Raw genomic sequence first — 24,544 nt, forward strand, 5'->3', positions numbered from 1 at the left:
AGGAGGTCCGTAGGTGGACACATCGAACACCCCACCGGCGACGGCCACGCCGCCGGTCGAGGACGACAGAGTATGGAAAGCGGGCCGGCTTGAGCCGATGCCCATCAGGAAGCTCCCCGACGCGCCCCCTTCGGTGCACATCCTCGGGCCGACGGTCTTCCTGGTCGCACTGGGCGTCGGCATGGGCGAGTCGTACATGTGGCCCAGGCTGGTGCTGCTGTTCGGGCCCGAGATCAGGTGGCTGTTCCTGATCGGCGTCACCCTGCAGGCCGTGGTGATGCTGGAGATGGCCCGGTACGCCATGGCCACGGGAGAGAGCATCTTCTCCGGCGCGGCCAGGGTGTTCAAGCCGTTGATGTGGTTCTTCTTCATCGTCGCGATCGCCGTCTACATCTGGCCGGGACACCTGTCGGCGGGAGCGGCGGCGTTCGAGGAGATCACCGGAATACCCTGGGTGGTGACCGCGGTCGCCGGGTTGATCCTCGTCGGCGTGGTCTTCACCCTGGCCAAGGTGATCTACAACCTGCTCGAGAACGTGCTGTCGCTGCTCATCGGCGCACTCGTGCTCGGCACGGCCGTGGTCGCGGCCATGGTCGGTTCCTGGAGCGACGTGGGCACCACGATCACGGGCATGTTCTCCATCGGCTACCTGCCGTCGGAGGCCATGTCGGCCGCCTGGTTCCCCGTCATCGTCGGGGCGTGCGCGTTCGCCGGACCCTCGGGCATGCAGCAGATGTGGTACACGCTGCACCTGCGCGACTCCGGGGCAGGAATGGGCGCGCACATCCCGAAGGTGCGCGGCCTGCGCCACGCGGGCGAGGAAGAGGAGATGCCCAACCGCGGGTTCATGTTCGACACCGACGACCCGGCCGAGATGGCGAAGTGGAAGGGCTGGCGGCGCTGGGTCACGTTCGACGCGCTGCTGCTGTTCTGGGGCGTCACCATGCTGGTCACGATCTCCTTCACGGTGATCGCCCAGTCCGCGGTGCGGATCAACCCTGGTGTGCGTGACGTCATTCGGGGCGACGACCGGGAGGTGGCGCTGACCGCGATGGCCGACGCCGTCTCCGCGGCGGGCAGCTCGGTTCTCGGGGTCGTGTTCCTCGGGTTCATCGCGCTGATCGGCCTGAACGCCACACTGGGCCTGTTCGACTCCTTCTCCAGGGGCCAGGCCGACATGACCTTCAACTTCGTGCCCGGCGCGAAGAAGCTCGGCATGTCGAAGCTGTACGGCATCTTCCTCTGGGGAGTCATCCTCTTCGGCATCGGGATCCTGCTGTTCGGCCCGGCCGACGGGCCCAGCGCGATCCTGGACACGCTGGCGTTCCTGTCGACGTTCGCGATGGGCGCGTACTGCGTGACCCTGCTCCTGGTGAACAACCGCATGTTGCCCAAGCCGATCAGGCCCAAGTGGTGGTCGAACGCCATCATCGGCTTCGGGGCGGTCTTCTACCTGGGGATGCTGCTCTACAGTTTGTTCGCCTTCGGTGTGGTCGTGGGCTGATGATCAGACGGCACAGCATCGAGCTCGCCCTGCCAGGGGCGTCGATCGGAGCCGTCGCCGGTGCCATGGCCGGTGGGCTGACCCTGTTCGCGGGGCAGCCCACCGGGCTGGCCGCGCTGTCGGCCCTGGCGCTCGCCGCGCCGCTCGCCTTCTTCGGCGGCCTGTACGGCGTGCTCCTCGGCCACGGCGTGTTCCGTCCGGGGACCTTCGGGCCCGTCGGCCTCTACTGGATGGCCGCCTTCCCCGTCTCGCGGCTCCTGCAAGAGAGCGTGGCCGGGGTCGGCATGGCCGACGGGGTGCCGTTGTTCCTGGCGTTCCAGGCGATGGTCAGCCTCGGCTTCGCGATCGGCTTCGTGTGGATGCACGAACGCCTCATGCCCCACTGGCTGGTGCGCAGGGCCGGCGACAACCCGCTCGCCAAGGACCTGCTCAGCCAGTACGTCCGTTACGCCAGCCTGGTGAGGGCACGGAAGGGAGCGCGTAGGTGAACCTGCCAGTGTGGATCTGGCTGGCCACGATCGGCGGCTTCTGTCTCGTCCTCGCCCTCGACTTCTACCTCGTCGCCCGCAACCCCCACGAGCCCTCCTTCAAGGAGTGCGTGGGCTGGGTGTCGTTCTACGTGGGTCTCGCGGTGCTCTTCGGCATCGGCCTGCTCCTGCTGTCGGGCCCCGCGCACGGCGGGGAGTTCTTCGCCGGGTGGATCACCGAGTATTCACTCAGCGTGGACAACCTCTTCGTGTTCCTGCTGATCATGAGCAGGTTCCAGGTGCCGCGGCAGTACCGCCAGAAGGTGCTGCTCATCGGCATCATCCTGGCGCTGGTCATGCGCGGCGCCTTCATCGCCGCCGGCGCGGAGGCCGTCTCCAGGTTCGACTGGCTCTTCTACGTCTTCGGCGCCTTCCTGGTCTACACGGCGTGGAAACTGATCAAGACGGGTGAGGAAGAGGAGGAGTTCTCGGAGAACGCCGTCCTGCGGACGGTTCGCCGGGTGCTCCCGACCACGGACACCTATCACGGCGCCCGTCTCACCGTGCACCACGGCCGCAGGATGGTCACCCCGATGCTGATCGTGATGGTCGCCATCGGGACCACCGACCTGCTGTTCGCGCTCGACTCCATCCCGGCCATCTTCGGGCTCACGAAGGAGCCTTACCTGGTCTTCACGGCCAACGCCTTCGCCCTCATGGGGCTCCGGCAGCTCTTCTTCCTCATCGGCGGGCTGCTCGACCGGCTCGTCTACCTGAGCAAGGGGTTGTCGGTGGTGCTGGCCTTCATCGGGGTCAAGCTGATCCTCGAGGCCATGCACCACGACGGGGTGTCGTGGGCGCCGGAGATCCCGATCCTGGTGTCTCTCGGGGTCATTCTCGGCACCCTGGCCGTCACGACGGTGTTGAGTCTGATGAAGTCGGCTCGCGATGCCAAGAAGGCGGAGGTGGAGCCGGAACCCGCGGAGCGTTGAACCGGGCCGCGTCGGGGGCGGTGGCTGCTTGCGGGTGGCCGCCTCCCTGTCGCGGCTCGAGGCCGTGGGGCGACCGTGCCGGTGGGACGTTCGTACCGGTGGAACGTCAGTGCCGGTGGGACGTTCGCGCTATGGGTGCTCGCGGGGTCAGGGCCGCGGGCTCTCACGGAGATCCAGCCGCTCCCGCTCGGCGCTCCACTGGCGCAGGTAGCGGTCGGCGTCGTCTGCTGAGTAGTGCTTCCTGAGCGCTGCGCTGAGGCCGATGCCGATGGCCCGGCCGTCCGCCCCCTGGCCCAGGGGATCACCAAGAAGAAGGCGGAGGAACGCCTTCATGGTCATGCACCTCCAACTGGTATGGCTCCATCCTCTAACCGAGGTGTTTCGGAGCATGTGGACTTATGTGAACAGCACGTCACTTATCCGGCTCCGCCGAGTTGGCGGGGACGGCGGCGGCGTACGGGCTTGGGCGCCGGCTCGACCGGCTCGGTCCCGCGCTGCTCCATGTAGGAGGCCCGGGTGTGCTCGGTGTGCTCGCGCATGATCTTCGCGGCCCGGCGCTCGTCGCCGGCCTCGATGGCGTCGATGAGCGCGGTGTGCTCGTCCCACGAGGCCATGCCGCGCTGGCGGGCGACCGGCGTGTGGTACCACCGCACCCGCCTGGCCACCTGGGCGGCCAGCTCGGCCAGGACCCTGTTGCCCGACAGGTCGGTCACCAGGGCGTGCAGCTCGGAGTTGAGCGCCACGGCGCCGTCGACGTCGTCGGACTTCACCGCGGCGATGCCCTGTGCGCACAGGGTGCGCAGCCGCCTGACGCCCTCCTCGCCCGCGTATTGCGCGGCGAGCCGGGCGGACTCGGTCTCCAGCAGCGTGCGGACCGCGAGGAGCTGGTCGGCCTCCTCCAGCGTCGGCACGTGCACGAACGCGCCCTGCCCCGGATGGAGGTCGACCCACCCCTCGCCGCTGAGCTGCTGGAGCGCCTCGCGCACGGGCTGCCTGGACACCCCGAGCAGCGCGGCCAGCTCGCTCTCCACGAGGTGCTGGCCCGGCTTGAGCTGGCCGGAGACGATGAGCTCTTGGATAGCCTCGATCACGCTCTCCCTGAGCGTGGCAGGGCGGGGAATCTTGGCGGCCGCCGTCGTACCGGCCTGATCCGACAGCAACATGTCACGTCTCCAGCGCAGTGTTTCGGTTTTTCGTCGACTGCCTACAGCATACCGTCTAGGGGTTACCCACGGTCGTGAGTCTCATCACAGGGGTGCCGTCCTCTACCACTGCTACAGCGGGACTTTAGGGATCCTTGGCCCCCGCGGGATCCTTCGGCGGGGTCTGCGGGGGCCGGTGAAGGGGGTCTGCCGAGATGCCTGGCGAGGTGACTGCCGGGGGCCTACAGGGGGCCTACAGGGGGATGGTGGCGGGCAGGCCGGGGATGCGCAGGCGGGGCGTGGCCAGGGCGGGCAGCACCGCGAGCGCGGCGGCGGCCAGGAGCGCGGTGCCTGGGGCGGTCAGCGCGGCGAGGGCCAGGGCGACGGCCAGCGCGCCGGCCACGGCCTTGGCGCTGTAGACGACCGCGTGGATCTCGGTGGCGCGCTCGGTGCCGAACAGCTCGCGTACGAGGCTGGCCAGCAGAGGGTAGAACGCGCCTCCGCCCAGCCCGGCCGCGGCCGCCCCGAGCCAGAGCAGCAGGTCGCCCGCCGCGCCCTGGACGGTGGCGCTCTGCACGCCCACGGCGATGGCGTTCTGCACGCCCACGGCGGTGGCGTTCTGTGCGGCCACGGCGGTGGCGTTCTGTACCGCGACGGCGAGCAGGACCTGGCCGAGCGCGAGCGCGCCGAAGACGGCGGCCAGCACCCGGCGGCGCCCGTACAGCTCCGAGGCGCGCATGGCCACCGCCCTGCCCGCGCCGTTCAGGGCGACGAGCAGGGCCAGCGCGCCCCACGCGCCGGTGCTCGCGACCACGATCACGTCGAGCAGCGACACCGCGCCCGCGCACGTCAGCATGAGGGCGAGCGCGGGCAGCGTACGTGTGCGCACGGCCTGGGCGAGCCCGAACTGCTTGACCGCCTCGGGCGCCGTACGCAGCCGGGCGGCGTCGAGGGCGTGGGTCCGCGGGTCGAGGTCGTCGGGCCACCACAGGGGCTCGGGCAGCCGCAGACGCCGGGCGGCGGCGCCGATGACGGCCGTGGCGAGCAGGGCGGCGACCAGGAAGGCGGCCTCGGCGGCGCCGGGGGCCAGGCCGGTCCACACCAGCAGGGGGACCGCGCCGTACCCGAAGGCGCCGGTGATGAGCCCGACGCGGGCCGCGGGCCGTTCCGGGTACCAGGAGGAGACGACCTCGCCGCACACCCCGTAGACGAGGCCGGCGCCGAGGCCGCCGAGCACGGCGTACCCCACGAGGGCGACGAGGCCGAAGCCGGGGCCGGCCAGCGCCGCCGCGGCCAGGCCCAGGCCGCTGAGCGCCGCCCCGGCTGTCAGGGCCGCGCGCACGCTCAGGCGACGGCGGCGGACGAGGTGGAGCGCGGGCAGCGCGCCGGCGGCCTGGCAGGCGATCCAGACGGCGAGCAGGGTCAGGCCGGCGGCCTCCCTGGCGTGCAGGGCGGCGTAGCCGTACTGGAGAGGGCCGATGGCCGCCATCGCGGCCAGGGCGAGCCGGAACATCGAGCGGCGGTCGGCGGGGACGGGGCCAGGACGGTACGAGCGGCCACGCCAATCCTTAACTGCATTCTCCATACTGTATGGAATATCCAGAAGACGCGGACCGTGTCGAGACCCTAGACGAAGGATACTCCATACGGTATACCGTGTACAAAGGAGGCTCGAATGGACCTGTACGAGTACCAGGCAAAGGAGCTCTTCGGGCGTCACGGGATCCCCGTTCCAGCAGGCAGGATCGCGACCACTCCGGCCGAGGCCCGCGCGGTCGCGGCCGAGCTGGACACGCCCGTTGTCATCAAAGCCCAGGTGAAGACCGGCGGACGGGGCAAGGCAGGCGGGATCAGACCGGCGGCCGGGCCGGTCGCGGCCGAGACCGAGGCCGATCGCGTCATCGGAATGGACATCAAGGGGCACATCGCGCGCCGCGTGCTGGTGGAGGCCGCGACCGTGCCGTTCGAGGAGTATTACGCGGCCTTCCTGGTGGACCGGGCGGAAGGCACGTTCCTGGCGATGGTGTCCGCCCAGGGCGGCGTGGAGATCGAGGAGCTGGCGGCGAACGACCCCGACGCCCTGGTGAAGCTGCCGATCGACCCAGCCGTCGGGGTGGACGCCGACACCGCCCGGTTACTGACGGCCAAGGCGGGGCTGCCCGAGCAGACGGCCGAGGTGCTGGAGAAACTGTGGCGGGTGCTGGTCGAGGAGGACGCGCTCCTGGTCGAGGTGAACCCCCTCATCTGCACCACCGACCAGCGCATCGTGGCGCTCGACGGCAAAGTCACCCTTGACGACAACGCCTTCTTCCGCCACTCCTGGGCGGACTACGCGGAGGAGTCCGACTCCCTGGAGGCCCGTGCCAGGGCCAAGGGGCTCAACTACGTGAAGCTGGACGGCACGGTAGGCGTGATCGGCAACGGCGCCGGGCTCGTCATGAGCACGCTCGACGTGGTGGCGGGGGCCGGCGCCGACCCCGCGAACTTCCTGGACATCGGCGGCGGCGCGTCCGCCCAGGTCATGGCCGACGGGCTGGAGATCATCCTGGCCGACCCCGACGTGCGCTCGGTGCTGGTCAACGTCTTCGGCGGCATCACGGCCTGCGACGCGGTGGCCAACGGCATCGTGACGGCACTCGAACTCCTCGGCGAGCGCGGCCACGGCAGGCCCATCGTCGTACGGCTGGACGGCAACAACGCCGAGGTGGGCCGGCGCATACTCAGCGACGCCAGGCACCCGGCGGTCCGCCAGGTCTCCACCATGGACGGCGCCGCCGAGACGGCGGCCAGACTCGCGGCAGGTGCGTAAATGGCGATCTTTCTGACCAAGGACAGCCGGGTGCTCGTCCAGGGCATGACCGGCGCGGAAGGCACCCGGCACACCACGCGCATGCTCGCCGCCGGGACGGACGTCGTGGCCGGGGTGACGCCCGGCAAGGGCGGGCGCTCGGTGGACTTCGGGGAGCGGACGGTGCCGGTGTTCGGCTCGGTCGCCGAGGCCGTGGCCGAGACCGGCGCCGACGTGTCGGTCATCTTCGTGCCGCCGCGCTTCACCGCCACCGCCGTGGAGGAGGCGGTCGAGGCCGCGGTGCCCCTGTGCGTGGTCATCACCGAGGGCGTGCCGGTGCACGACGCCGTACGCTTCCGCGCGCTGGCGGGCGGCCGGACCCGGATCATCGGGCCCAACTGCCCCGGCCTGATCAGCCCCGGCCAGTCGTCGGCCGGGATCATCCCGGCCGACATCACCTCCGCCGGGCGCATCGGGCTGGTCTCGAAGTCGGGGACGCTGACGTACCAGCTCATGTACGAGCTGCGCGACCTCGGCTTCTCCACCGCGGTGGGCATCGGCGGCGACCCCGTCGTGGGCACCACGCACATCGACTGCCTGCGCGCCTTCCAGGACGACCCCGGCACCGACGCGATCGTCATGATCGGCGAGATCGGCGGCGACGCCGAGGAGCGGGCCGCCGCCTACATCCAGGAGAACGTCACCAAGCCCGTGGTCGCCTACGTCGCCGGGTTCACCGCGCCGGAGGGCAAGACCATGGGGCACGCGGGCGCGATCGTGTCCGGTTCGTCCGGGACCGCGCAGGCGAAGAAGGAGGCCCTGGAGTCGGTCGGGGTCCGCGTCGGCAGGACGCCTTCGGAGACGGCCCGCCTCATGCGCTCCGAGCTGGGCAGGAAGGCGGGTTCGTGAACTTCGACGTCAACCTGTCCATCCTGTTCACCGACCTGCCACTGCTGGAACGGCCGGCCGCGGCGGCCAAGCACGGGTTCGACGCCGTCGAGCTGTGGTGGCCGTTCGGCGGGCCGGAGCCGTCGGACGCGGAGCTGGCCGCCCTGCGGCAGGCCCTGCGGGACGCCGGGGTGCGCCTGGTGGGGCTCAACTTCGACGCCGGCGACATGGCGGCGGGCGAGCGCGGCCTGCTGGCCAGGCCGGACGGCTCGGCCCGCTTCCAGGCCAACATCGACGTCGCGGTCAAGCTCGCGGGCGAGCTGGGCTGCCGGGTGCTCAACGCCCTGTACGGCAACGGCCCCGGCACCGACAAGGACCTGGCCGTGGCGAACCTGCGCAGGGCGGCCGACGCGGCGGCCGGCATCGGCGCGACCGTCGTGGTCGAGGCGCTCAACTCCCACGAGAACCCGAACTATCCGATCACGTCGTCGCGGGCGGCGTTCGAGCTGATCGACGAGGTGGACAGGGAGAACGTGGCCTTCCTGGCCGACCTGTACCACCTCAACCGGATGGGCGAGGACGTGCTCGCGCTCATCGACGGGCACACTTCGCGCTTCGGGCACGTGCAGATCGCCGACGACCCCGGCAGGGGACGGCCGGGGAGCGGGCGGATGCCGTTCCCGGAGATCTTCGCGCGGCTGAGCGCGGCGGGCTACCGCGGGCACGTCGGCCTGGAGTACCGGCACGAGGGACCGGGCGCGTTCGACTGGAGGCAGGCATGAACATCGGGTTCGTCGGCTTGGGGATCATGGGCAGCCCGATGGCGGCCAACCTCCTCAAGGCCGGGCACGAGGTGACCGGATTCGACGTGAGCGCCGAGCGGCTCGAGCAGCTCGCCGGGCTGGGCGGCAAGGGCGCCTCCGGCATCGTGGACGCGGTGGCCGGGGCGGACGTGGTGATCACGATGCTGCCCGACTCGCCGCAGGTGGAGGAGGTCGCGCCGCTCGTCCTCGAGTACGGCAAGCCGAACCTGCTCTACATCGACATGAGCACCATCAAGCCCGAGACCTCCCGCTGGGTGGCCCAGAAGGCGGCGGCCGTCGGAGTGCGCGCGGTCGACGCGCCGGTCAGCGGCGGCGAGCGCGGCGCGATCGACGCCACCCTGTCGATCATGGTCGGCGGGGCGGACGAGGACGTCCAGGCGGCCAGGCCCGTCCTGGAGCGCCTCGGCACCACGATCGTGCACGTCGGCCCCCCGGGGGCCGGCCAGACCGTCAAGGCGGCAAACCAGTTGGTCGTGGGCGGCATCTACGGGCTGGTGGCGGAGGCCATCGTGCTGCTGGAGGCGTCGGGCGTGGACCCGGTGGCCGGGCTCGACGTGCTCGCGGGCGGCCTGGCGGGCTCGCGGATCCTCGAGCTCAAGCGGCACACCATGGTCAAGCGGGAGTTCGCTCCCGGCTTCCGCATCGACCTGCACCACAAGGACATGGGCATCGCCGTCGCCGCCGCCCGCGAGGCCGGCGTGAGCCTGCCGCTCACCGGCCAGGTCGCCCAGCTCGTGGCCGCGGCCCGCGCGCAGGGCCACGGCTCGCTCGACCACTCCGCCCTGCTCAAGGTGATCGAAAGGCTGAACGCATGAGCGAGCGAAGCGAGAGGACACCGGACGCTGTGAGAGTGCCCTGCATGGAGGCCGTGGTCTCGGTGCTGGAGTCGGAGGGGGTGGACACGGTCTTCGGCATCCCCGGGGCGGCCATCCTGCCGCTCTACGCCGCGCTGCAGCACAGCTCGATCCGGCACATCACCGTACGGCACGAGGAGGGCGGCACCCACGCCGCCGACGGATGGGCCAGGGTGACCGGCAACGTCGGCGTCTGCATCGGCACCTCGGGCCCGGCCGGCACCAACATGATCACCGGCCTCTACACCGCGCTCGCCGACTCGATCCCGATCATCTGCGTCACCGGGCAGGCCGCGACCTCCAAGCTGCACCAGGAGGCGTTCCAGGCGGTGGACATCGTGGAGATCGCCCGCCCGGTGACCAAGTGGGCCGTGCAGCTCAAGGAGCCGGCCCAGGCGCCCTGGGTGTTCAGGGAGGCGTTCAGGATCGCCCGCTCGGGACGGCCTGGACCCGTGCTCATCGACCTGCCGATCGACGTCCAGCGCGGCACCTGCCTCTACAACGCCGCCGTGGACGCGCCGCTGCCCGTCGACGTGCCGCAGCCGCTGCCGCAGGCCGTGCGGGCGACCCTTGACCTGATCGAGGAGGCTAGGCGGCCGATCATCCTGGCCGGCGGCGGTGTGATCATCGCCGATGCGACCGACGAGCTGCGCGCGCTGGCCGAGCACCTCCAGGTGCCGGTGCAGGTGACGCTCATGGGCAAGGGCGCCTTCCCCGAGGACCACCCGCTGTTCGCCGGGATGGCCGGCATCCAGACGCAGACGCGGTGGGGCAACGCCGCCTTCCTGGAGAGCGACCTGGTGCTGGCCGTGGGCGCCAGGTTCGGCGACCGGCACACCGGCGAGCTGGACGTCTACCGGCGCGGGCGCAAGTTCGTGCACGTGGACATCGACCCGATGCAGATCGGCCGGGTCTTCGAGCCCGACCTCGGCGTCGTCGGCCACGCCCGGCCGGTGCTGGCCGAGTTGCGCGACGAGGCCCGCCGCAGGGGCGCGCCGCGCGAGCCGGACAAGTGGGTGCGCAAGGTCGGCGAGCTGCGCGGCACCATGGCCCGCCGCGACGACTTCGACGACGTGCCGATCAAGCCGCCCAGGGTGTTCAAGGAGATCAACGAGTTCTTCCCCAGGGACACCACGTTCGTCACCGCCATCGGGCTGTACCAGATCTGGTCCGGCCAGTTCCAGACGACGTACCTGCCCCGCCGGTACCTGGTCTGCGGGCAGGCGGGGCCGCTGGGCTGGGAGGTGCCCGCGGCCATGGGGGTCAAGCTGGCCCACCCGGAGCGCCAGGTGGTGGCGGTGGTCGGCGACTACTCCTTCCAGTTCCTCATGGAGGAGGTGGCGGTCGCGGCCCAGTACCGGATCCCGTTCGTCATCGTCATGATCAACAACGAGTACCTGGGGCTGATCCGGCAGGCGGAGCTTCCCTACGGCATGAACTACGCCGTCGACCTGCACTACGGAGAGGGCGGCATCGACCATGTCAAGGCGATGGAGGCGTTCGGCTGCCCGGCGCGCCGGGTGGAGCTGCCCGGCGACCTTCGCGACGCACTGGCCTGGGCCTCCGAGGAGGCGGCGCGCGAGCGGCTGCCGGTGCTGGTGGAGGTGATGGTGGAGCGCGAGGCGAACGCCGCCATGGGCCCCTCGCTGGAGGCGATCAAGGAGTTCGAGCCGCTGCCCGAGCTCATCACCGCCGACTGGTCCGACTGAGGAGGATGGACATGCGGCTCAAGCCGGGTACGTCATGGCAGGACGCGTACGAGCAGTGCTGCTCGGCGGCCCCCGAGGCATTCCACGACGACCGGGTGCTGAACCACTGGGGCGGCATCTGGCACCGCGACGGGCGCCCCGTGCCCGGCTTCTCGCCACTCGACGGCACCGCCATCGCGGGCCCGCCCCGGCTCGACCGGGCCGGCGCGGGCCGTGCCGTGGCGGGCGCGGCGGAGGAGCACAAGCGGTGGCGCTACCTGCCGCTGTCCGAGCGCAAGGCCATGGTGTCGGCGGCCGTGGAATCCATGGCCGCGCACCGTGACCTGCTGGCCCTGCTGCTGGTCTGGGAGATCGGCAAGCCGTGGAAGACGGCCCGCGCGGACGTGGACCGCTGCCTGGACGGCGTGCGCTGGTACGTCCAGGAGATCGACCGCATGGTGGTCGGGCGCACCCCCCTGCCCGGCCCGGTCAGCAACATCGCGAGCTGGAACTACCCGATGAGCGTGCTCATGCACGCCATGCTCGTGCAGGCGCTGGCCGGCAACGCGGTGATCGCCAAGACCCCTACCGACGGCGGCCTGTGCTGCCTGACCCTGGCCAGCGCGCTGGCCGTACGGGAGGGGCTGCCGTTCACACTGGTCAGCGGGGGCGGCTCCGAGCTGTCTCCGGTGCTGGTCGGGGCGCGCTCGCTGGGCTGCGTGTCGTTCGTGGGCGGCCGGAGCGCCGGCGGCAAGGTGGCGACCTCGCTGGCCGACCTCGGCCGCCGGCACGTCCTGGAGCAGGAGGGGCTCAACTCCTGGGGCGTGTGGGAGTACGACGACTGGGACCTGCTGTCGCGCCAGATCCGCGCCTCCTTCGACTACGCCAAACAGCGCTGCACCGCCTACCCGCGCTTCGTCGTGCAGCGCTCGCTGTTCCACCGGTTCCTCGGCGCCTACCTGGACGCCGTGGGCTCGCTGCGCTTCGGGCACCCGCTGGCGGTCGCGGACCCGGACGACCCGCTGCCCGAGCTGGACTTCGGGCCCCTCATCAACGCCTCGAAGGCCAAGGAACTGGCCGACCAGGTGGACGAGGCCGTGGCCAGGGGCGGCGTGCCGGTGCACCGGGCGTCGCTCGACGACGGGCACTTCCTGCCCGGTCAGGACGTCTCGGCGTACTTCGCCCCGACGGCGCTGCTCAACCCGCCCCCCTCCTCGCCCCTGCACCACGCCGAGCCGTTCGGCCCGGTGGACACGATGGTGCTGGTGGACACCGAGGCCGAGCTGCTGGCCGCCATGAACGCCAGCAACGGAGCCCTGGTGGCCACGCTCTCCTGCGACGACGAGGACACCTTCAACCGCCTGGCGCCCGAGGTGCGCGCGTTCAAGGTCGGTCACAACCGGCCGCGCTCACGCGGGGACCGCGAGGAACTGTTCGGCGGGCTCGGCGCGTCGTGGCGGGGCGCGTTCGTGGGCGGCGAACTGCTCGTCCGCGCCGCCACCACCGGCCCGGACGGTGAACGCCTGCCCGGCAACTTCCCGAGCTACACGCTGCTGCCTTAGCGCTCACCAGCGCTACTCGACGCTGCCTCAGGCGGCCCCGAGGGCCCTCCGGCGCGGGAGGGCCCTCCAGGGCCCCTGGAGCCTTTCAGAGCGCCTAGAAGGCGCCGAAGCGGGTCGCCACGAGCAGGACGAGAAACGTCAGCATGGCGACCCGCAGCAGCCTGCCCGCGACGCCCAGCGACGGCCACGACAGGTAGGCCAGCCACCCCACGAACGCGATCACCGGCAGCACCGCCACGCCGCCCAGCGGATTGGCCACGGCGAACCCCGCCAGCAGCAGGATCACCAGCACGACGGGCGCCACCCACCGGGGCACCTGCGTGAACAGGAACGCCATCGGCACCGCGCTGCGCTGCTCGACCGCCTTGCGCAGGCCGGTCGCGCCCGGCGTGAAGAACTGCTCGCCCTGGGGCAGCGGGCGGCGCTTGTTGTCAGGGGCCACGTAACAGAGCCTACGGGAGTTCGCACGTCTTGTGCGGTGTACGCCTCTAGGCTGGTCGGGTGCTCGCCGTGATCCGATACACCGTTCCAGAGTCCCAGTCCCAAGACTTCGTCAAGCAGGGCCACACGATCCTTGACACGTTCGCCTCGCAGCCCGGCTACCTGCGCGGCAGACTCGCCCGCTCGGTCGACGAGCCCAACCTCTGGGCGCTGGTCACGGAGTGGGAGGGCGCCGGCTTCTACCGCAGGGCGCTGTCGGCCGCGCGGATGGTGATGTATCCGCTCATGATTCTCATGCTCAACGAGCCCAGCGCGTTCGAGGACGTCTACACGCGGGACGGGGCGTAGCATTTACTCGCGCGCGAGAGCGGGTGACCGTCCCCTAAGCTGGGATCTCACCAATTTCCCTCGCCGACCTCCAGCCGGAAAGAGAATCAACCACATGGCACGACGCACCGACGTCATGGACACCATCGTCAGCCTCGCCAAGCGCCGCGGGCTCGTTTACCCGTCGAGCGAGATCTACGGCGGACTGCGCGCGTCGTGGGACTATGGTCCACTGGGTGTCGAGCTGAAGAACAACGTCAAGCGGCAGTGGTGGCTGTCGATGGTCCAGTCGCGCGACGACGTGGTGGGCCTCGACTCCTCCGTGGTCCTCGCGCCCGAGGTGTGGCGGGCCAGCGGCCACGTCGACACCTTCACCGACCCGCTGACCGAGTGTCTGTCCTGCCACAAGCGCTTCCGTGCCGACCACCTGATCGAGGCGTACGAGGAGAAGAACGGCAAGGTGCCCGAGGGCGGCCTGGCCGACATCACCTGCCCCAACTGCGGCAACAAGGGCACCTTCACCGAGCCCCGGCAGTTCAGCGGCCTGCTGAAGACCTTCCTCGGCCCGGTCGAGGACGAGTCGGGCCTGGCCTACCTGCGGCCCGAGACCGCGCAGGGCATCTTCATCAACTACCTCAACGTGCAGCAGTCGGCCCGCAAGAAGATCCCGTTCGGCATCGGCCAGATCGGCAAGTCGTTCCGCAACGAGATCACCCCGGGCAACTTCATCTTCCGCACGCGCGAGTTCGAGCAGATGGAGATGGAGTTCTTCGTCAAGCCGGGCACCGACGAGGAGTGGCACCAATACTGGATCGACGAGCGCTTCCGCTGGTACTCCGACCTCGGCATCAACAAAGACAACCTGCGCCTCTACGAGCACCCGAAGGACAAGCTGTCCCACTACGCCAAGCGCACGGTCGACGTCGAATACCGCTTCAACTTCACCGGCTCCGAGTGGGGTGAGCTGGAGGGCATCGCCAACCGCACCGACTTCGACCTCACCGCCCACTCCAAGGCGTCCGGCGCCGACCTCAGCTTCTTCGAGCAGGACAGCGGGGAGCGCTACATCCCCTACGTCATCGAGCCCGCGGCCGGTGTCGACCGCGCCACGCTGACGTTCCTGCTCGACGCCTACAGCGAGGACGAGGCGCCCAACGCCAAGGGCGTCATGGAGAAGCGCACGGTCATGCGGCTCGACCACCGGCTCGCCCCGGTCAAGGCCGCGGTGCTGCCCCTGTCGCGCAACGCCGACCTGTCGCCGAAGGCCCGCGACCTGGCCGCCCAGCTCCGCCGCCGGTGGAACGTCGAGTTCGACGACGCGGGCGCGATCGGCCGCCGCTACCGCCGTCAGGACGAGATCGGCACGCCGTTCTGCATCACCGTCGACTTCGACACGCTCGAAGACCAGGCGGTGACGATCCGCGAGCGCGACTCGATGGGGCAGGAGCGCATCTCCATCGACGGCGTGGAGTCCTACCTGCGCCAGCACCTCAACGACTGAGCCACACGAGGCGCCCGACGGGCCGTCCACCGGTGTCACGGTGGGCGGCCCGTTCGCGTGCCCGCACGTCCGCGGGCGGCCGTTTCGCGTGGAGGACCAGGGGCGATACCAACCGAAAAACCGTGTAAAGGCGGCGGTTACGCGGGTTTTCGCGGTCGCTTGATGACATGCGTCCTAAGCCGATACGGCCCATACGAGGGACGAGGAATCCATGCGTACATCACGTTTCGCTCTTGTGTTGCTCGCCGCCGCCGCGGTGCTCATGACGGGCAGCGCCGCGTTCGCCGACCCGGAGCCGACCGCTCTTGAACTGCGCGTGGTCGTGGACGACTGCCACCACGGAAGTGTCCAGCCATGACCGACCCGGCACTGCTCGAAAGGGCCCTGTTCGAGGTCAAGCGGGTGATCGTCGGGCAGGACCACATGGTCGAGCGGCTGCTCGTGGCGGTGCTCGCCAAGGGGCACTGCCTGCTCGAAGGCGTCCCCGGCATCGCCAAGACGCTGGCCGCCGAGACCATGGCCACGGTGGTCGGGGGGACGTTCGCCCGCATCCAGTTCACCCCGGACCTGGTGCCGTCCGACATCATCGGCACCCGGATCTACCGGCCCTCCACCGAGTCGTTCGACATCGAGCTGGGGCCGGTCATGGTCAACCTGCTGCTCGCCGACGAGATCAACCGGGCGCCGGCGAAGGTGCAGTCCGCCCTGCTGGAGATCATGGCCGAGCGCCAGGTCAGCATCGGCGGCGTCACCCACCAGGTGCCCAGGCCGTTCCTGGTGCTGGCCACCCAGAACCCGATCGAGTCGGAGGGCGTCTACCACCTGCCGGAGGCGCAGCGCGACCGCTTCCTCATGAAGATCGACGTGGACTATCCCAGCGAGTCGGAGGAGCTGGCGATCGTCTACCGCATGAGCGTGGACCCGCCCACGCCCCAGAGCATCCTCGGCCCGGCGCAGGTCGTCGCGCTGCAGCGCCGGGCCGAGGAGGTCTTCGTGCACCACGCGGTCGCCGAGTACGCCGTCCGCCTGGTCTACGCCACCCGCGACCCCGACCGCTACGGCGTCCAGGACGCGGGCCGGCTGCTGGCCTTCGGGGCCAGCCCCAGGGCCACGCTCGGCCTCCTGGCGGCCGGCCGGGCGCTCGCGCTCATGCGCGGACGCGACTACGTGCTGCCCGAGGACGTACGGGACCTGGCGCACGACGTCATGGCGCACCGGCTGGTGCTCTCCTTCGACGCGCTGGCCGACGGGGTGCAGCCCAGGCAGATCGTGGACCGGGTGCTGGCCGCCGTGCCGCTGCCCGTCATCGCCCCCCAGCAGCAGGACGCCGTGGCATGAGGCCGTACCTGATGGCCGAGCCCGCGCTGCGCCGGCTCGAGCTGACGATCACCAGGAGGCTGGATGGACTGCTCCAGGGCGAACACCTCGGCCTGGTGCCAGGTCCGGGCAGCGAACCGGCGGAGTCCCGGCCGTACCAGCCGGGCGACGACGTGCGGCGGATGGACTGGAACGTCACCGCCCGCACCAACGAGCCGCACGTCCGGGACCTGGTCGCCGACCGGGAGCTGGAGATCTGGGCGCTGCTCGACGCCAGCGCGAGCATGGACTTCGGCACCGTGGCCATGGAGAAACGGGAGCTGGCCGTGGCGGCCCTGGCCGCGGTCGGCTTCCTCACCCAGCGCACGGGCAACCGGATCGGCACCCACCTGCTGCACGGCGGCGGCGTCAGGACGCTGCCCGCCCGGACGGGCCGGCCGCACCTGATGGCGCTGCTGCAGGCCGCGTTCGCGCTGCCGCGCACCCCGCCGGGGGTGGCCGAGCCGCTGCTCGGCGTGGCGGCCGAGCAGCTCGGCCGGGTGATGCGGCGGCGCGGGCTGGCCGTGGTCGTGTCGGACTTCCTCGACACCCCCGAGACCTGGGAGCTGCCGCTGCGCAGGCTCGTCGCCCGCCACCAGGTGCTCGCCGTGGAGGTGCTCGACCCGCGCGAGCTGACCCTGCCGGACGTGGGCATCCTCACGCTGATCGACCCGGAGACCGGACGGCGGCGCGAGGTCGCCACCGGCAACGCCCGCCTGCGCCGCAGGTACGCGGAGGCCGCCGCCGCGCAGCGCGACGCCATCGCGGGGGCGCTGCGCCGGGCCGGGGCCACCCATCTGCGGCTGCGTACCGACCGGGACTGGGTGCGTGACCTGGTCAAGCACGTCATGGCCCAGCGCCGCCTGGCCACGCTGGCCGCCAGCCCGTCCCGCCGGGGACGGGCGCCGAGCGGGGGAGGTGACGCGGCGTGAGCCTCCTCGCGCCCCTGTGGCTGTTGCTGCTCGTGCCGGTGGCCCTGCTCGCCCTCGCATACGTGCTCATGGCCCTGCGCAGCCGGACCTCGTACGCGGTGCGCTTCACCAACCTCGACCTGCTCGACAAGGTGGCGCCGCGGCGGCCGGGATGGCGCAGGCACGTGCCGGCGGCGGCGCTGCTGCTCATGTTCGCCCTGCTCGTGGTGGGCTTCGCCCGTCCGACGGCCGAGGTGCAGGTGCCCAGGGAGCGGGCGACGATCATGGTGGCGTTCGACGTGTCGGCGTCCATGGGCGCGACCGACGTGGCGCCCAACCGGTTCGAGGCGGCCAAGCAGGCGGCCAGGCAGTTCGTCCAGGGGCTGCCGGAGCGGTTCAACCTGGGGCTGGTGTCGTTCTCGGGGGCGGCCTCGGTCGCCGTGCCGCCCACCACGGACCGGCAGACCGTGCTGGACGCGCTGGAGCGGCTCAGCACCGACTCGGGCACCGCCATCGGCGAGGCCGTCTTCACCTCGCTGGAGGCCATCGCCGCCCTCGACTCGGAGGAGGAGACGCCGCCCGCGCACATCGTGCTGCTGTCCGACGGCTCCAACACCACCGGCCGCACGGTGAGCGACGCGGCGGCCGAGGCGACGTCGCGGGGTGTCCCGGTCACCACCATCGCCTACGGCACCCCGGACGGCGTCATCAGCCTGTCGGGCAGGGACGTCCCGGTGCCGGTGGACGGGCCCGCCCTGCGCGGCCTGGCCGAGGCGGCGGGCGGCGGCTTCTACGAGGCTGCCAGCGGCGGCGAGTTGCAGGCGGTCTACGAGGACATCGGCACGTCGGTCGGCTATCGCACCGAGGTTCAGGAGGTCTGGCAGTGGTTCGTGGGGGCTGGGCTCATCTTCGCGCTGATCGCGGCGATGACGTCGATGCTGTGGTTCTCGAGGTTGCCATGAGGGGGCTGGGCAGGCCGCGCGGGCCGGAGTTCCGCACGCTGCCGGTGGGCGTCCGCCAGGAGGTCCTGGGGAACGACGGGACGCTTCCTGCGCAGGGCGGCGTCGTCGTACCGGCCCCGAGCACGCCCACGAGCACACTCACGGGGTCGCCGCACCGGGGACGCGTCCTGGTCGCCGCCGCGCTCGTCGCGGCGCTCACCGGGGCGGCGGCGGGCGTGGCGGGGGCCCGGCTCTTCGAAGGGTCCGAGCCGGCCCCCGTCACGGCCCTGCCCAGGGCCGCGCCCGCGCCCGCGACCGGCCTGTCCGGGCTGAGCGCGACGGCGGCCCAGGTGCTGCCCAGCGTGGTCTCCGTGGAGACGCGCAGCTCGGGCGGCTCGGGCTTCGTGGTGGACGCCCTCGGCCACATCCTCACCAACGCCCATGTGGTCAGCGGCAGCAGCCAGGTGACGGTGGTGCTCAACGACGGCAGCAGGCTGAGCGCCGACGTGATCGGCGCGGACGACGACGAGGACCTCGCGGTGCTGGAGGTCGCCTATCCTGGGGAGCTGACACCCGCCACGCTCGGCAGGTCCTCCGACCTGTCCGTGGGCGACGAGGTGCTCGCCATCGGCTCCCCGCTGGGCCTGTCGGGCACCGTCACGGCCGGCATCGTCAGCGCCCTCGACCGGGAGGTACGCCTCGGCGGCTCCCCGCGTACGGCGGTGCAGACCGACGCCTCCATCAACCCGGGCAACTCCGGCGGCCCCCTGGTGAACGCCCGTGGCGAGGTCGTCGGGGTCAACACCGCGATCGCGGCGAGCAGGGGCGGCGGCAACATCGGCATCGGCTTCGCCATCCCCATCGACCGGGCGGCGCCCGTCGCCGAACGGATCATCCGCGACTAGGTTCACCGAACTAGGGTTCAAGGCATGCGACTGCTTGTGGTGGAGGACGAGGAGGACCTGGTCGACGCGCTGCGCGTCGGCCTCGTCCGGGCGGGTTACGCGGTCGACGTCGCCTACGACGCGCCGTCCGCGCACGAGAAGATACAGGTCAACACCTACGACCTGGTCCTGCTCGACCTCAACCTGCCCGGCGGCGACGGGTTCCAGCTCTGCCGCACCGTACGCGCGGCGGGCCATGGGGCGCGGATCATCATGGTGACCGCCCGCGACCGGCTCGACGACCGCGTACGCGGCCTCGACGAGGGCGCCGACGACTACCTCGTCAAGCCGTTCGCCTTCCCCGAGCTGCTGGCCCGGGTGCGGGCACTCCTGCGCAGGGACACCGGCGGCCGCACCTCCGTGCTCCAGGTGGGCGGGCTGCGCATCGACACGGCCCGGCTGGAGGTGTCACTTGACGGCCGCTCGCTGGCGCTGACCCCCAAGGAGTACGGCGTGCTGCACTACCTGATGACCAGGCCGGGCCACGTCGTGTCGTCGGAGGAGCTGCTCGAACACGTCTGGGACGAGCACACCGATCCGTTCACCAGCACCGTGCGCGTCACGGTCGGCAACCTGCGCCGCAAGCTCCAGGAAGAGGGCCTGATCGAGACCGTGATCAGCCGGGGCTACCGGCTCAAGGAGCCCTCTTCATGATCCACACCATCCGCTTCCGGATCACCGTGCTCTACTCGGGCCTGCTGTTCGTGCTGGCCGCGCTGGTGCTCGGCGGCATCTACTTCGCCGTCTCCAAGACCACCGATCAGCGCCCGGTCACGACCGAGTTCGCCAAGACCTACAGCGGCACCCAGTACCTGGGCAAGCGCGAGGTGGTCTTCGTCGAGGAGGTCGAGAACGCGGTCAACGTCGAGACGATGGCCACCCTGCGCAACTACTCGCTGCTCACGCTGGCCGGCCTGTACGTCGCCAGCCTGGGCATCGGCTGGGTGCTGGCCGGGCGGGTACTGCGTCCCGTGCGGTCGATCACGCGTACGACGGAGGAGATCCAGGCCACCGACCTGAAGCGGCGGATCAAGCTGAGCGGCCCGCGCGACGAGCTGAAAGACCTGGCCGACACCATCGACACCATGCTCGACCGCCTGGAGTCGGCGTTCAGCGCCCAGCGCCAGCTCATCGACGACGCCTCGCACGAGCTGCGCAGCCCGCTGACCATCATCCGGGCCAACGTGGACGCCGTCCTGGCCGCCCCCGACGCCAGCGAGGACGAGCGGACCAGGGCCGTGGCCATCGTCGACCGCGCGACCACCCGCATGACCACGCTCGTGGAGGACCTGCTGGCCACCGCCAGACGGCAGGGCACCGCGTTCGCCGACGCCGACCTCGACCTGTCCAGGGTGGTGGGGGAGGCGTGCGAGGAGTACGCGACCCCGGCCGCCGCCCGGGGCGTGACGATCACTCGCGACCTGGGCGCCGGCCTGGAGATGACCGGCGACTCCGACGCGCTGCGCCGCTCGGTGGCGAACCTGCTCTCCAACGCCGTCCGCCTCTCGCCGCCCGGCGGCACGATCAGGGCGGCGGCGGGCCGGACGGACGGGTGGCTGTGGGTGGCGGTCCGCGACGACGGCCCCGGCCTGCGGGAGGCCGACCAGGAGCGGGTGTTCGACCGCTTCTGGCGGGCCGAGGGCAGCCGCAGGGACCGGCACACCGGTCTGGGCCTGGCGATCGTCCGGCAGATCGTGGAGTCGCACGGAGGGCGCGTGGCGGTGTTCTCGCGGCTCGGCGAGGGGGCCACGTTCGTGTTGTGGCTGCCGCCGCGCGACGGCGTGCCCGGCACGCCACCCGAGGACAGCCCTCTGCGCTGACCGCCCCGACGCCGTGTCCCGGGCTTGGCGGGAGTGGCCGCAGGCCCTTCCCGGTGGGGGTGTGATCTGATTCCGCGCCCGGCGCCCGCCTTTTCTCAAGAATTGGTGTAAACCAATTGGTCTAATCCAATTTTCGACCATCGGCCGGATAATTGGATTAGACCTGTTCATAGCCCTTGACCAGCGCGAACGCCGACCAGAGTGGGGAGTGAAGTTTCGTCACCAATTTCGCCGGTAGAGTCCGGATCAGAGGCGTTCGATTGGAGCTGTGGTGGCCAAGTACGTTTACGATTTCACCGAGGGCAACAGGAATCTCAAGGACCTTCTCGGCGGTAAGGGAGCCAACCTCGCCGAAATGACCAACCTCGGGCTGCCCGTTCCCCCCGGGTTCACGATCACCACCGAGGCGTGCCGCCACTACCTGTCGGCGGGCTCCGTACCGGACGGGCTGGACCGGGAGGTCGCCGGGCATCTGGCGGCGCTGGAGTCGCGGATGGGCAGGAAGCTCGGGCAGGCCGACGACCCGCTGCTGGTGAGCGTGCGCTCCGGGGCGAAGTTCTCCATGCCGGGGATGATGGAGACCGTACTCAACATCGGCCTCAACGACGAGTCGGTCCACGGCCTGGCCAAGCAGGCGGGCGGCAACGACCGCTTCGCCTGGGACTCCTACCGCAGGCTCATCCAGATGTTCGGCAAGACCGTCCTCGGCATCGACGGCGACCTGTTCGAGGACGCGCTCGACGCGCTCAAGGGCCGCCGCCCCGACACCGGCCTCGACGCGGGCGAGCTGCAGCGGCTCGTGGAGACGTACAAGGGGATCGTCCGCGAGCAGACCGGCCGGGAGTTCCCCACCGACCCGCGCGAGCAGATGCGCCTGGCCGTCATGGCCGTCTTCGACTCCTGGAACGCCCCGCGCGCCATCCTCTACCGCCGCCAGGAACGCATCCCCGCCGACCTCGGCACCGCCGTCAACATCATGGCCATGGTCTTCGGCAACTACGGCGACGACTCCGGCACCGGCGTGGCCTTCACCCGCGACCCCGGCTCGGGCCGGCAGGGCATCTACGGCGACTACCTGCAGAACGCCCAGGGCGAGGACGTGGTGGCCGGCATCCGCAACACGATCCCCCTGGAAGACCTCGAACGCATCGACCCGCCCTCCTACGACCAGCTCGTCTCCATCATGGAGACCCTGGAGAACCACTACCGCGACCTGTGCGACATCGAGTTCACGATCGAGCGCGGCACGTTGTGGATGTTGCAGACGCGGGTCGGCAAGCGTACGGCGGCGGCCGCCTTCCGCATCGCCACCCAGCTCGTCGACCAGGGCCTGATCACCATGGACGAGGCCGTCACCCGCGTCACCGGCGACCAGCTCGCGCAGCTCATGTTCCCCCGCTTCGACCACGGCGCGGAGAAGAAGAAGATCGCCAGGGGCATGAACGCCTCGCCCGGCGCCGCCGTCGGCAAGGTCGTCTTCTCCTCCGAGCGGGCCGTGGAGCTGGCCGGCCGGGGCGAGGACGTCATCCTCGTCCGCCGCGAGACCAACCCCGACGACCTGGCCGGCATGATCGCCGCCAGGGGCATCCTGACCAGCCGGGGCGGCAAGACCTCGCACGCCGCCGTGGTGGCGCGCGGGATGGGCAAGACGTGCGTGTGCGGGGCCGAGGAGCTGGAGGTCCTGACGGCCGAGCGGCGCTTCTCCGCCCCGGGCGGCGTGGTGGTCTCCGAGGGCGACGTCATCTCCATCGACGGCACCACGGGCGAGGTCTTCCTCGGGGAGGTCCCGGTCGTCGACTCGGCCGTGGTCGAGTACTTCGAGGGCGCCGAGCCCGACGACGAACTCGTCAAGGCGGTGGACCGGGTCATGCGCCACGCGGACGGGGCCAGGCGGCTCGGCGTGCGGGCCAACGCCGACACCCCGGAGGACGCGGCCCGCGCCCGCCGCTTCGGCGCGCAGGGCATCGGGCTGTGCCGTACGGAGCACATGTTCCTCGGCGAGCGCCGCCGGCTGGTGGAGGAGCTGGTCCTGGCCACCACGGACGAGGAGCGCCAGGTGGCCCTGGACGCCCTGGAGCCGCTCCAGAAGGCCGACTTCGTGGGCATCTTCCAGGCCATGAACGGCCACCCCGTCACCATCCGCCTGATCGACCCGCCCCTGCACGAGTTCCTGCCCGACCTCGTGGACCTCTCGGTCAAGGCGGCCACGCACGAGGCCACCGGCAAGGACCGCAGGCTCCTGGCCGCGGTCAAGCGCCTGCACGAGCAGAACCCGATGCTGGGCCTGCGCGGCGTCCGTCTCGGGCTGGTGATCCCCGGCCTGTTCGCGATGCAGGTCAGGGCCATCGCCCAGGCGGCGGCCGAGGTGCCGGGGGCCCGGCCGGAGATCATGATCCCGCTGGTGGCGGCCGTGCAGGAGCTGGAGTCCGTACGCGAGGAGGCCGTCCAGATCCTCGCGGAGGAGGGCGTGGCGGCGCTGATCGGCACCATGATCGAGGTCCCCAGGGCGGCGCTCACGGCGGCCCAGATAGCCGAGGCCGCCGAGTTCTTCTCCTTCGGCACCAACGACCTGACCCAGATGGTGTGGGGCTTCTCCCGCGACGACGTCGAGTCGGCCTTCTTCTCCCGCTACCTGGACCTGGGCATCTTCGGCGTCTCCCCGTTCGAGACCCTCGACAGGGAGGGGGTGGGCCGGCTGATCGAGATCGCGGTGGCGGAGGGCAGGTCGGCCCGGCCGGACCTGCATCTGGGCATCTGCGGGGAGCACGGGGGAGACCCCGACTCGGTGCACTTCTGCCACGAGGCGGGTCTCGACTACGTGTCGTGCTCGCCGTTCAGGATCCCGGTGGCCCGCCTGGAGGCCGGCCGCGCCGCTCTCTCCAGGACCGACTCCGACACCCGCTGACGGACGCCTGAGCCGCCCTGGACCGCATGCTGGGCGCGGGCAGGGCGGTCGGGGCGGTCGGGGTGGTCGGGGCGGTCGGGGGGCGGCGCGGGGGAACCCGGCCCCCTCCGCCGCCGGAGGTCACGCGGGCGTGGGCTCGTCGTCCCAGTCGGGCAGCGTCACCGTCCCGGACTGCCAGTCGCGCCGCAGGATCGCGTAGCCCACCGAGTCGTGCACGGTGCCGTCCGGCGCCGGCCAGGACTCCCGGTAGTGGGACTCCTTCACGTATCCGCACCTGAGGAAGACCACCCGCATCGCGACGTTGTCCTTCCTGGTGCTCCCCTCGATCCGGGTGGCCTCGGGGAACTCCGTGAAGACGTAGGAGGTCAGCAGGCGCACCGCCGCCGTGCCCAGCCCGCGCCCCCGCCACGCCTCCCCGACGCGCAGGTCGAACATGGGCGTGCCGTCGGTGAGGTCGAACAGGCGCACCAGACCGGCCCGCTCCCCGTCGGCGAGCAGCCAGAACGTCCGGTTCTCCGCGTCGTCGTAGCGCCCTTCCTCGACCCGCCGCCGGATCGCCGCCGCGTCCTGGACCCCGGCGTGGAAGGGCCATTCCGCACCGGTCAGGAAGTCGACCAGCGCGTCGGTGTCGCCGGGTGTGAACCGCGAGAGCTGTATGGACATGAGGAGGATCATTCTCGGGCGCGGCG

At 71.1% G+C, this 24,544-nt stretch carries 24 protein-coding genes; 19 read left to right on the top strand and 5 right to left on the bottom strand.

The window, feature by feature from the left end:
* Nucleotides 1-13 precede the first annotated feature (13 nt).
* From ABD844_RS42830 to ABD844_RS42840, 3 genes are read left to right on the top strand one after another with little or no spacing between them, the layout of a single operon-like run.
* Nucleotides 14-1,504 carry an Nramp family divalent metal transporter gene (locus ABD844_RS42830; RefSeq protein WP_344892089.1) on the top strand — a complete coding sequence of 497 codons (1,491 nt, stop codon included), beginning with the start codon at nt 14-16 and terminating at the stop codon, nt 1,502-1,504.
* On the top strand, nt 1,504-1,992 hold the full coding sequence (locus tag ABD844_RS42835; protein ID WP_344892092.1) for a hypothetical protein: 489 nt from the start codon (nt 1,504-1,506) through the stop codon (nt 1,990-1,992). Before ABD844_RS42830 ends, ABD844_RS42835 begins: the two co-directional genes overlap by 1 nt.
* Nucleotides 1,989-2,963: a TerC family protein gene (locus ABD844_RS42840; RefSeq protein WP_344892095.1), complete on the top strand. Its 975-nt coding sequence runs from the start codon at nt 1,989-1,991 to the stop codon at nt 2,961-2,963. The genes ABD844_RS42835 and ABD844_RS42840 overlap by 4 nt, the downstream gene beginning before the upstream one ends.
* Before the next feature lie 147 nt (nt 2,964-3,110).
* Here ABD844_RS42840 and ABD844_RS42845 read toward each other — a convergent pair whose 3' ends face one another.
* From ABD844_RS42845 to ABD844_RS42855, 3 genes are all read right to left on the bottom strand, one after another.
* Nucleotides 3,111-3,296: a hypothetical protein gene (locus tag ABD844_RS42845; RefSeq protein ID WP_344892098.1), complete on the bottom strand. Its 186-nt coding sequence runs from the start codon at nt 3,294-3,296 to the stop codon at nt 3,111-3,113.
* A gap of 83 nt (nt 3,297-3,379) precedes the next feature.
* The gene (locus ABD844_RS42850) at nt 3,380-4,126 is read right to left on the bottom strand and encodes a GntR family transcriptional regulator (RefSeq protein WP_344892101.1); all 747 of its coding nucleotides are present in this window, start codon (nt 4,124-4,126) and stop codon (nt 3,380-3,382) included.
* A 232-nt stretch (nt 4,127-4,358) separates the two neighbouring features.
* Nucleotides 4,359-5,690, bottom strand: a complete 1,332-nt coding sequence (locus ABD844_RS42855) for an MFS transporter (RefSeq protein ID WP_344892104.1) — start codon at nt 5,688-5,690, stop codon at nt 4,359-4,361.
* A gap of 66 nt (nt 5,691-5,756) precedes the next feature.
* Between ABD844_RS42855 and sucC the strand changes: the two genes are divergently transcribed.
* Genes sucC through ABD844_RS42885 form a run of 6 tightly spaced genes read left to right on the top strand, consistent with a single transcriptional unit; the run spans nt 5,757 to nt 12,709 of the window.
* On the top strand, nt 5,757-6,914 hold the full coding sequence (gene sucC / locus ABD844_RS42860) for an ADP-forming succinate--CoA ligase subunit beta (protein ID WP_344892196.1): 1,158 nt from the start codon (nt 5,757-5,759) through the stop codon (nt 6,912-6,914).
* Nucleotides 6,915-7,802, top strand: a complete 888-nt coding sequence (sucD, locus tag ABD844_RS42865; RefSeq protein ID WP_344892107.1) for a succinate--CoA ligase subunit alpha — start codon at nt 6,915-6,917, stop codon at nt 7,800-7,802. It begins immediately after the preceding gene.
* The gene (locus tag ABD844_RS42870; protein WP_344892110.1) at nt 7,799-8,563 is read left to right on the top strand and encodes a hydroxypyruvate isomerase family protein; all 765 of its coding nucleotides are present in this window, start codon (nt 7,799-7,801) and stop codon (nt 8,561-8,563) included. The genes sucD and ABD844_RS42870 overlap by 4 nt, the downstream gene beginning before the upstream one ends.
* Nucleotides 8,560-9,420 carry an NAD(P)-dependent oxidoreductase gene (locus ABD844_RS42875; protein ID WP_344892113.1) on the top strand — a complete coding sequence of 287 codons (861 nt, stop codon included), beginning with the start codon at nt 8,560-8,562 and terminating at the stop codon, nt 9,418-9,420. The genes ABD844_RS42870 and ABD844_RS42875 overlap by 4 nt, the downstream gene beginning before the upstream one ends.
* Nucleotides 9,421-9,464: 44 nt before the next feature.
* A complete protein-coding gene (gene gcl, locus ABD844_RS42880; protein ID WP_344892116.1) occupies nt 9,465-11,168 on the top strand; it encodes a glyoxylate carboligase in 1,704 nt (567 codons plus the stop codon).
* Between the two features lie 5 nt (nt 11,169-11,173).
* Nucleotides 11,174-12,709, top strand: a complete 1,536-nt coding sequence (locus tag ABD844_RS42885; RefSeq protein ID WP_344892119.1) for an aldehyde dehydrogenase family protein — start codon at nt 11,174-11,176, stop codon at nt 12,707-12,709.
* A 94-nt stretch (nt 12,710-12,803) separates the two neighbouring features.
* On the opposite strand, the gene ABD844_RS42890 is transcribed toward ABD844_RS42885, so the two are convergent.
* Nucleotides 12,804-13,151 carry a DUF6703 family protein gene (locus ABD844_RS42890; RefSeq protein ID WP_344892122.1) on the bottom strand — a complete coding sequence of 116 codons (348 nt, stop codon included), beginning with the start codon at nt 13,149-13,151 and terminating at the stop codon, nt 12,804-12,806.
* Between the two features lie 59 nt (nt 13,152-13,210).
* On the opposite strand from ABD844_RS42890, the gene ABD844_RS42895 reads away from it, so the two are divergent.
* From ABD844_RS42895 to ppdK, 10 genes are all read left to right on the top strand, one after another.
* Nucleotides 13,211-13,498 (top strand): antibiotic biosynthesis monooxygenase family protein, encoded by a 288-nt coding sequence (locus ABD844_RS42895; protein WP_344892125.1) that lies wholly within the window; start codon nt 13,211-13,213, stop codon nt 13,496-13,498.
* Between the two features lie 94 nt (nt 13,499-13,592).
* Entirely contained in the window at nt 13,593-14,978 is a 1,386-nt protein-coding gene (locus ABD844_RS42900; protein WP_344892128.1) for a glycine--tRNA ligase, read from the top strand.
* A 211-nt stretch (nt 14,979-15,189) separates the two neighbouring features.
* Nucleotides 15,190-15,336 carry a hypothetical protein gene (locus ABD844_RS42905; protein WP_344892131.1) on the top strand — a complete coding sequence of 49 codons (147 nt, stop codon included), beginning with the start codon at nt 15,190-15,192 and terminating at the stop codon, nt 15,334-15,336.
* Nucleotides 15,333-16,316 carry an AAA family ATPase gene (locus tag ABD844_RS42910; protein ID WP_344892134.1) on the top strand — a complete coding sequence of 328 codons (984 nt, stop codon included), beginning with the start codon at nt 15,333-15,335 and terminating at the stop codon, nt 16,314-16,316. Before ABD844_RS42905 ends, ABD844_RS42910 begins: the two co-directional genes overlap by 4 nt.
* The gene (locus ABD844_RS42915) at nt 16,313-17,266 is read left to right on the top strand and encodes a DUF58 domain-containing protein (protein WP_344892137.1); all 954 of its coding nucleotides are present in this window, start codon (nt 16,313-16,315) and stop codon (nt 17,264-17,266) included. The genes ABD844_RS42910 and ABD844_RS42915 overlap by 4 nt, the downstream gene beginning before the upstream one ends.
* Nucleotides 17,263-18,207, top strand: coding sequence for a VWA domain-containing protein (locus ABD844_RS42920; RefSeq protein ID WP_344892140.1), 945 nt, complete (start codon nt 17,263-17,265; stop codon nt 18,205-18,207). The genes ABD844_RS42915 and ABD844_RS42920 overlap by 4 nt, the downstream gene beginning before the upstream one ends.
* Nucleotides 18,186-19,091 carry a S1C family serine protease gene (locus ABD844_RS42925; protein WP_344892143.1) on the top strand — a complete coding sequence of 302 codons (906 nt, stop codon included), beginning with the start codon at nt 18,186-18,188 and terminating at the stop codon, nt 19,089-19,091. The genes ABD844_RS42920 and ABD844_RS42925 overlap by 22 nt, the downstream gene beginning before the upstream one ends.
* 24 nt (nt 19,092-19,115) lie before the next feature.
* Nucleotides 19,116-19,784: a response regulator transcription factor gene (locus ABD844_RS42930; RefSeq protein ID WP_344892146.1), complete on the top strand. Its 669-nt coding sequence runs from the start codon at nt 19,116-19,118 to the stop codon at nt 19,782-19,784.
* The gene (locus tag ABD844_RS42935) at nt 19,781-20,950 is read left to right on the top strand and encodes a HAMP domain-containing sensor histidine kinase (protein ID WP_344892149.1); all 1,170 of its coding nucleotides are present in this window, start codon (nt 19,781-19,783) and stop codon (nt 20,948-20,950) included. The genes ABD844_RS42930 and ABD844_RS42935 overlap by 4 nt, the downstream gene beginning before the upstream one ends.
* A 271-nt stretch (nt 20,951-21,221) precedes the next feature.
* Complete coding sequence (ppdK, locus tag ABD844_RS42940) at nt 21,222-23,855, top strand: pyruvate, phosphate dikinase (protein ID WP_344892152.1); 2,634 nt, start codon at nt 21,222-21,224, stop codon at nt 23,853-23,855.
* A gap of 120 nt (nt 23,856-23,975) precedes the next feature.
* Here ppdK and ABD844_RS42945 read toward each other — a convergent pair whose 3' ends face one another.
* Nucleotides 23,976-24,518: a GNAT family N-acetyltransferase gene (locus ABD844_RS42945; protein WP_344892155.1), complete on the bottom strand. Its 543-nt coding sequence runs from the start codon at nt 24,516-24,518 to the stop codon at nt 23,976-23,978.
* Between the last annotated feature and the right edge of the window lie 26 nt (nt 24,519-24,544).

Source organism: Nonomuraea antimicrobica, assembly GCF_039536965.1.
Classification (GTDB): domain Bacteria; phylum Actinomycetota; class Actinomycetes; order Streptosporangiales; family Streptosporangiaceae; genus Nonomuraea; species Nonomuraea antimicrobica.

What these genes read in the sequence shown, in the direction of transcription:
- ABD844_RS42900 (WP_344892128.1), top strand. Translation starts at nt 13,593, where the DNA reads ATGGCACGACGCACCGACGTCATGGACACCATCGTCAGCCTCGCCAAG.
- ABD844_RS42905 (WP_344892131.1), top strand. Translation starts at nt 15,190, where the DNA reads ATGCGTACATCACGTTTCGCTCTTGTGTTGCTCGCCGCCGCCGCGGTG.
- ABD844_RS42850 (WP_344892101.1), bottom strand. Translation starts at nt 4,126, where the DNA reads ATGTTGCTGTCGGATCAGGCCGGTACGACGGCGGCCGCCAAGATTCCC.
- ABD844_RS42855 (WP_344892104.1), bottom strand. Translation starts at nt 5,690, where the DNA reads ATGGAGAATGCAGTTAAGGATTGGCGTGGCCGCTCGTACCGTCCTGGC.
- ABD844_RS42885 (WP_344892119.1), top strand. Translation starts at nt 11,174, where the DNA reads ATGGACATGCGGCTCAAGCCGGGTACGTCATGGCAGGACGCGTACGAG.
- sucD (WP_344892107.1), top strand. Translation starts at nt 6,915, where the DNA reads ATGGCGATCTTTCTGACCAAGGACAGCCGGGTGCTCGTCCAGGGCATG.
- gcl (WP_344892116.1), top strand. Translation starts at nt 9,465, where the DNA reads ATGGAGGCCGTGGTCTCGGTGCTGGAGTCGGAGGGGGTGGACACGGTC.
- ABD844_RS42835 (WP_344892092.1), top strand. Translation starts at nt 1,504, where the DNA reads ATGATCAGACGGCACAGCATCGAGCTCGCCCTGCCAGGGGCGTCGATC.
- ABD844_RS42845 (WP_344892098.1), bottom strand. Translation starts at nt 3,296, where the DNA reads ATGAAGGCGTTCCTCCGCCTTCTTCTTGGTGATCCCCTGGGCCAGGGG.
- ABD844_RS42930 (WP_344892146.1), top strand. Translation starts at nt 19,116, where the DNA reads ATGCGACTGCTTGTGGTGGAGGACGAGGAGGACCTGGTCGACGCGCTG.
- ABD844_RS42945 (WP_344892155.1), bottom strand. Translation starts at nt 24,518, where the DNA reads ATGTCCATACAGCTCTCGCGGTTCACACCCGGCGACACCGACGCGCTG.
- ABD844_RS42935 (WP_344892149.1), top strand. Translation starts at nt 19,781, where the DNA reads ATGATCCACACCATCCGCTTCCGGATCACCGTGCTCTACTCGGGCCTG.
- ABD844_RS42875 (WP_344892113.1), top strand. Translation starts at nt 8,560, where the DNA reads ATGAACATCGGGTTCGTCGGCTTGGGGATCATGGGCAGCCCGATGGCG.
- ABD844_RS42915 (WP_344892137.1), top strand. Translation starts at nt 16,313, where the DNA reads ATGAGGCCGTACCTGATGGCCGAGCCCGCGCTGCGCCGGCTCGAGCTG.
- ABD844_RS42910 (WP_344892134.1), top strand. Translation starts at nt 15,333, where the DNA reads ATGACCGACCCGGCACTGCTCGAAAGGGCCCTGTTCGAGGTCAAGCGG.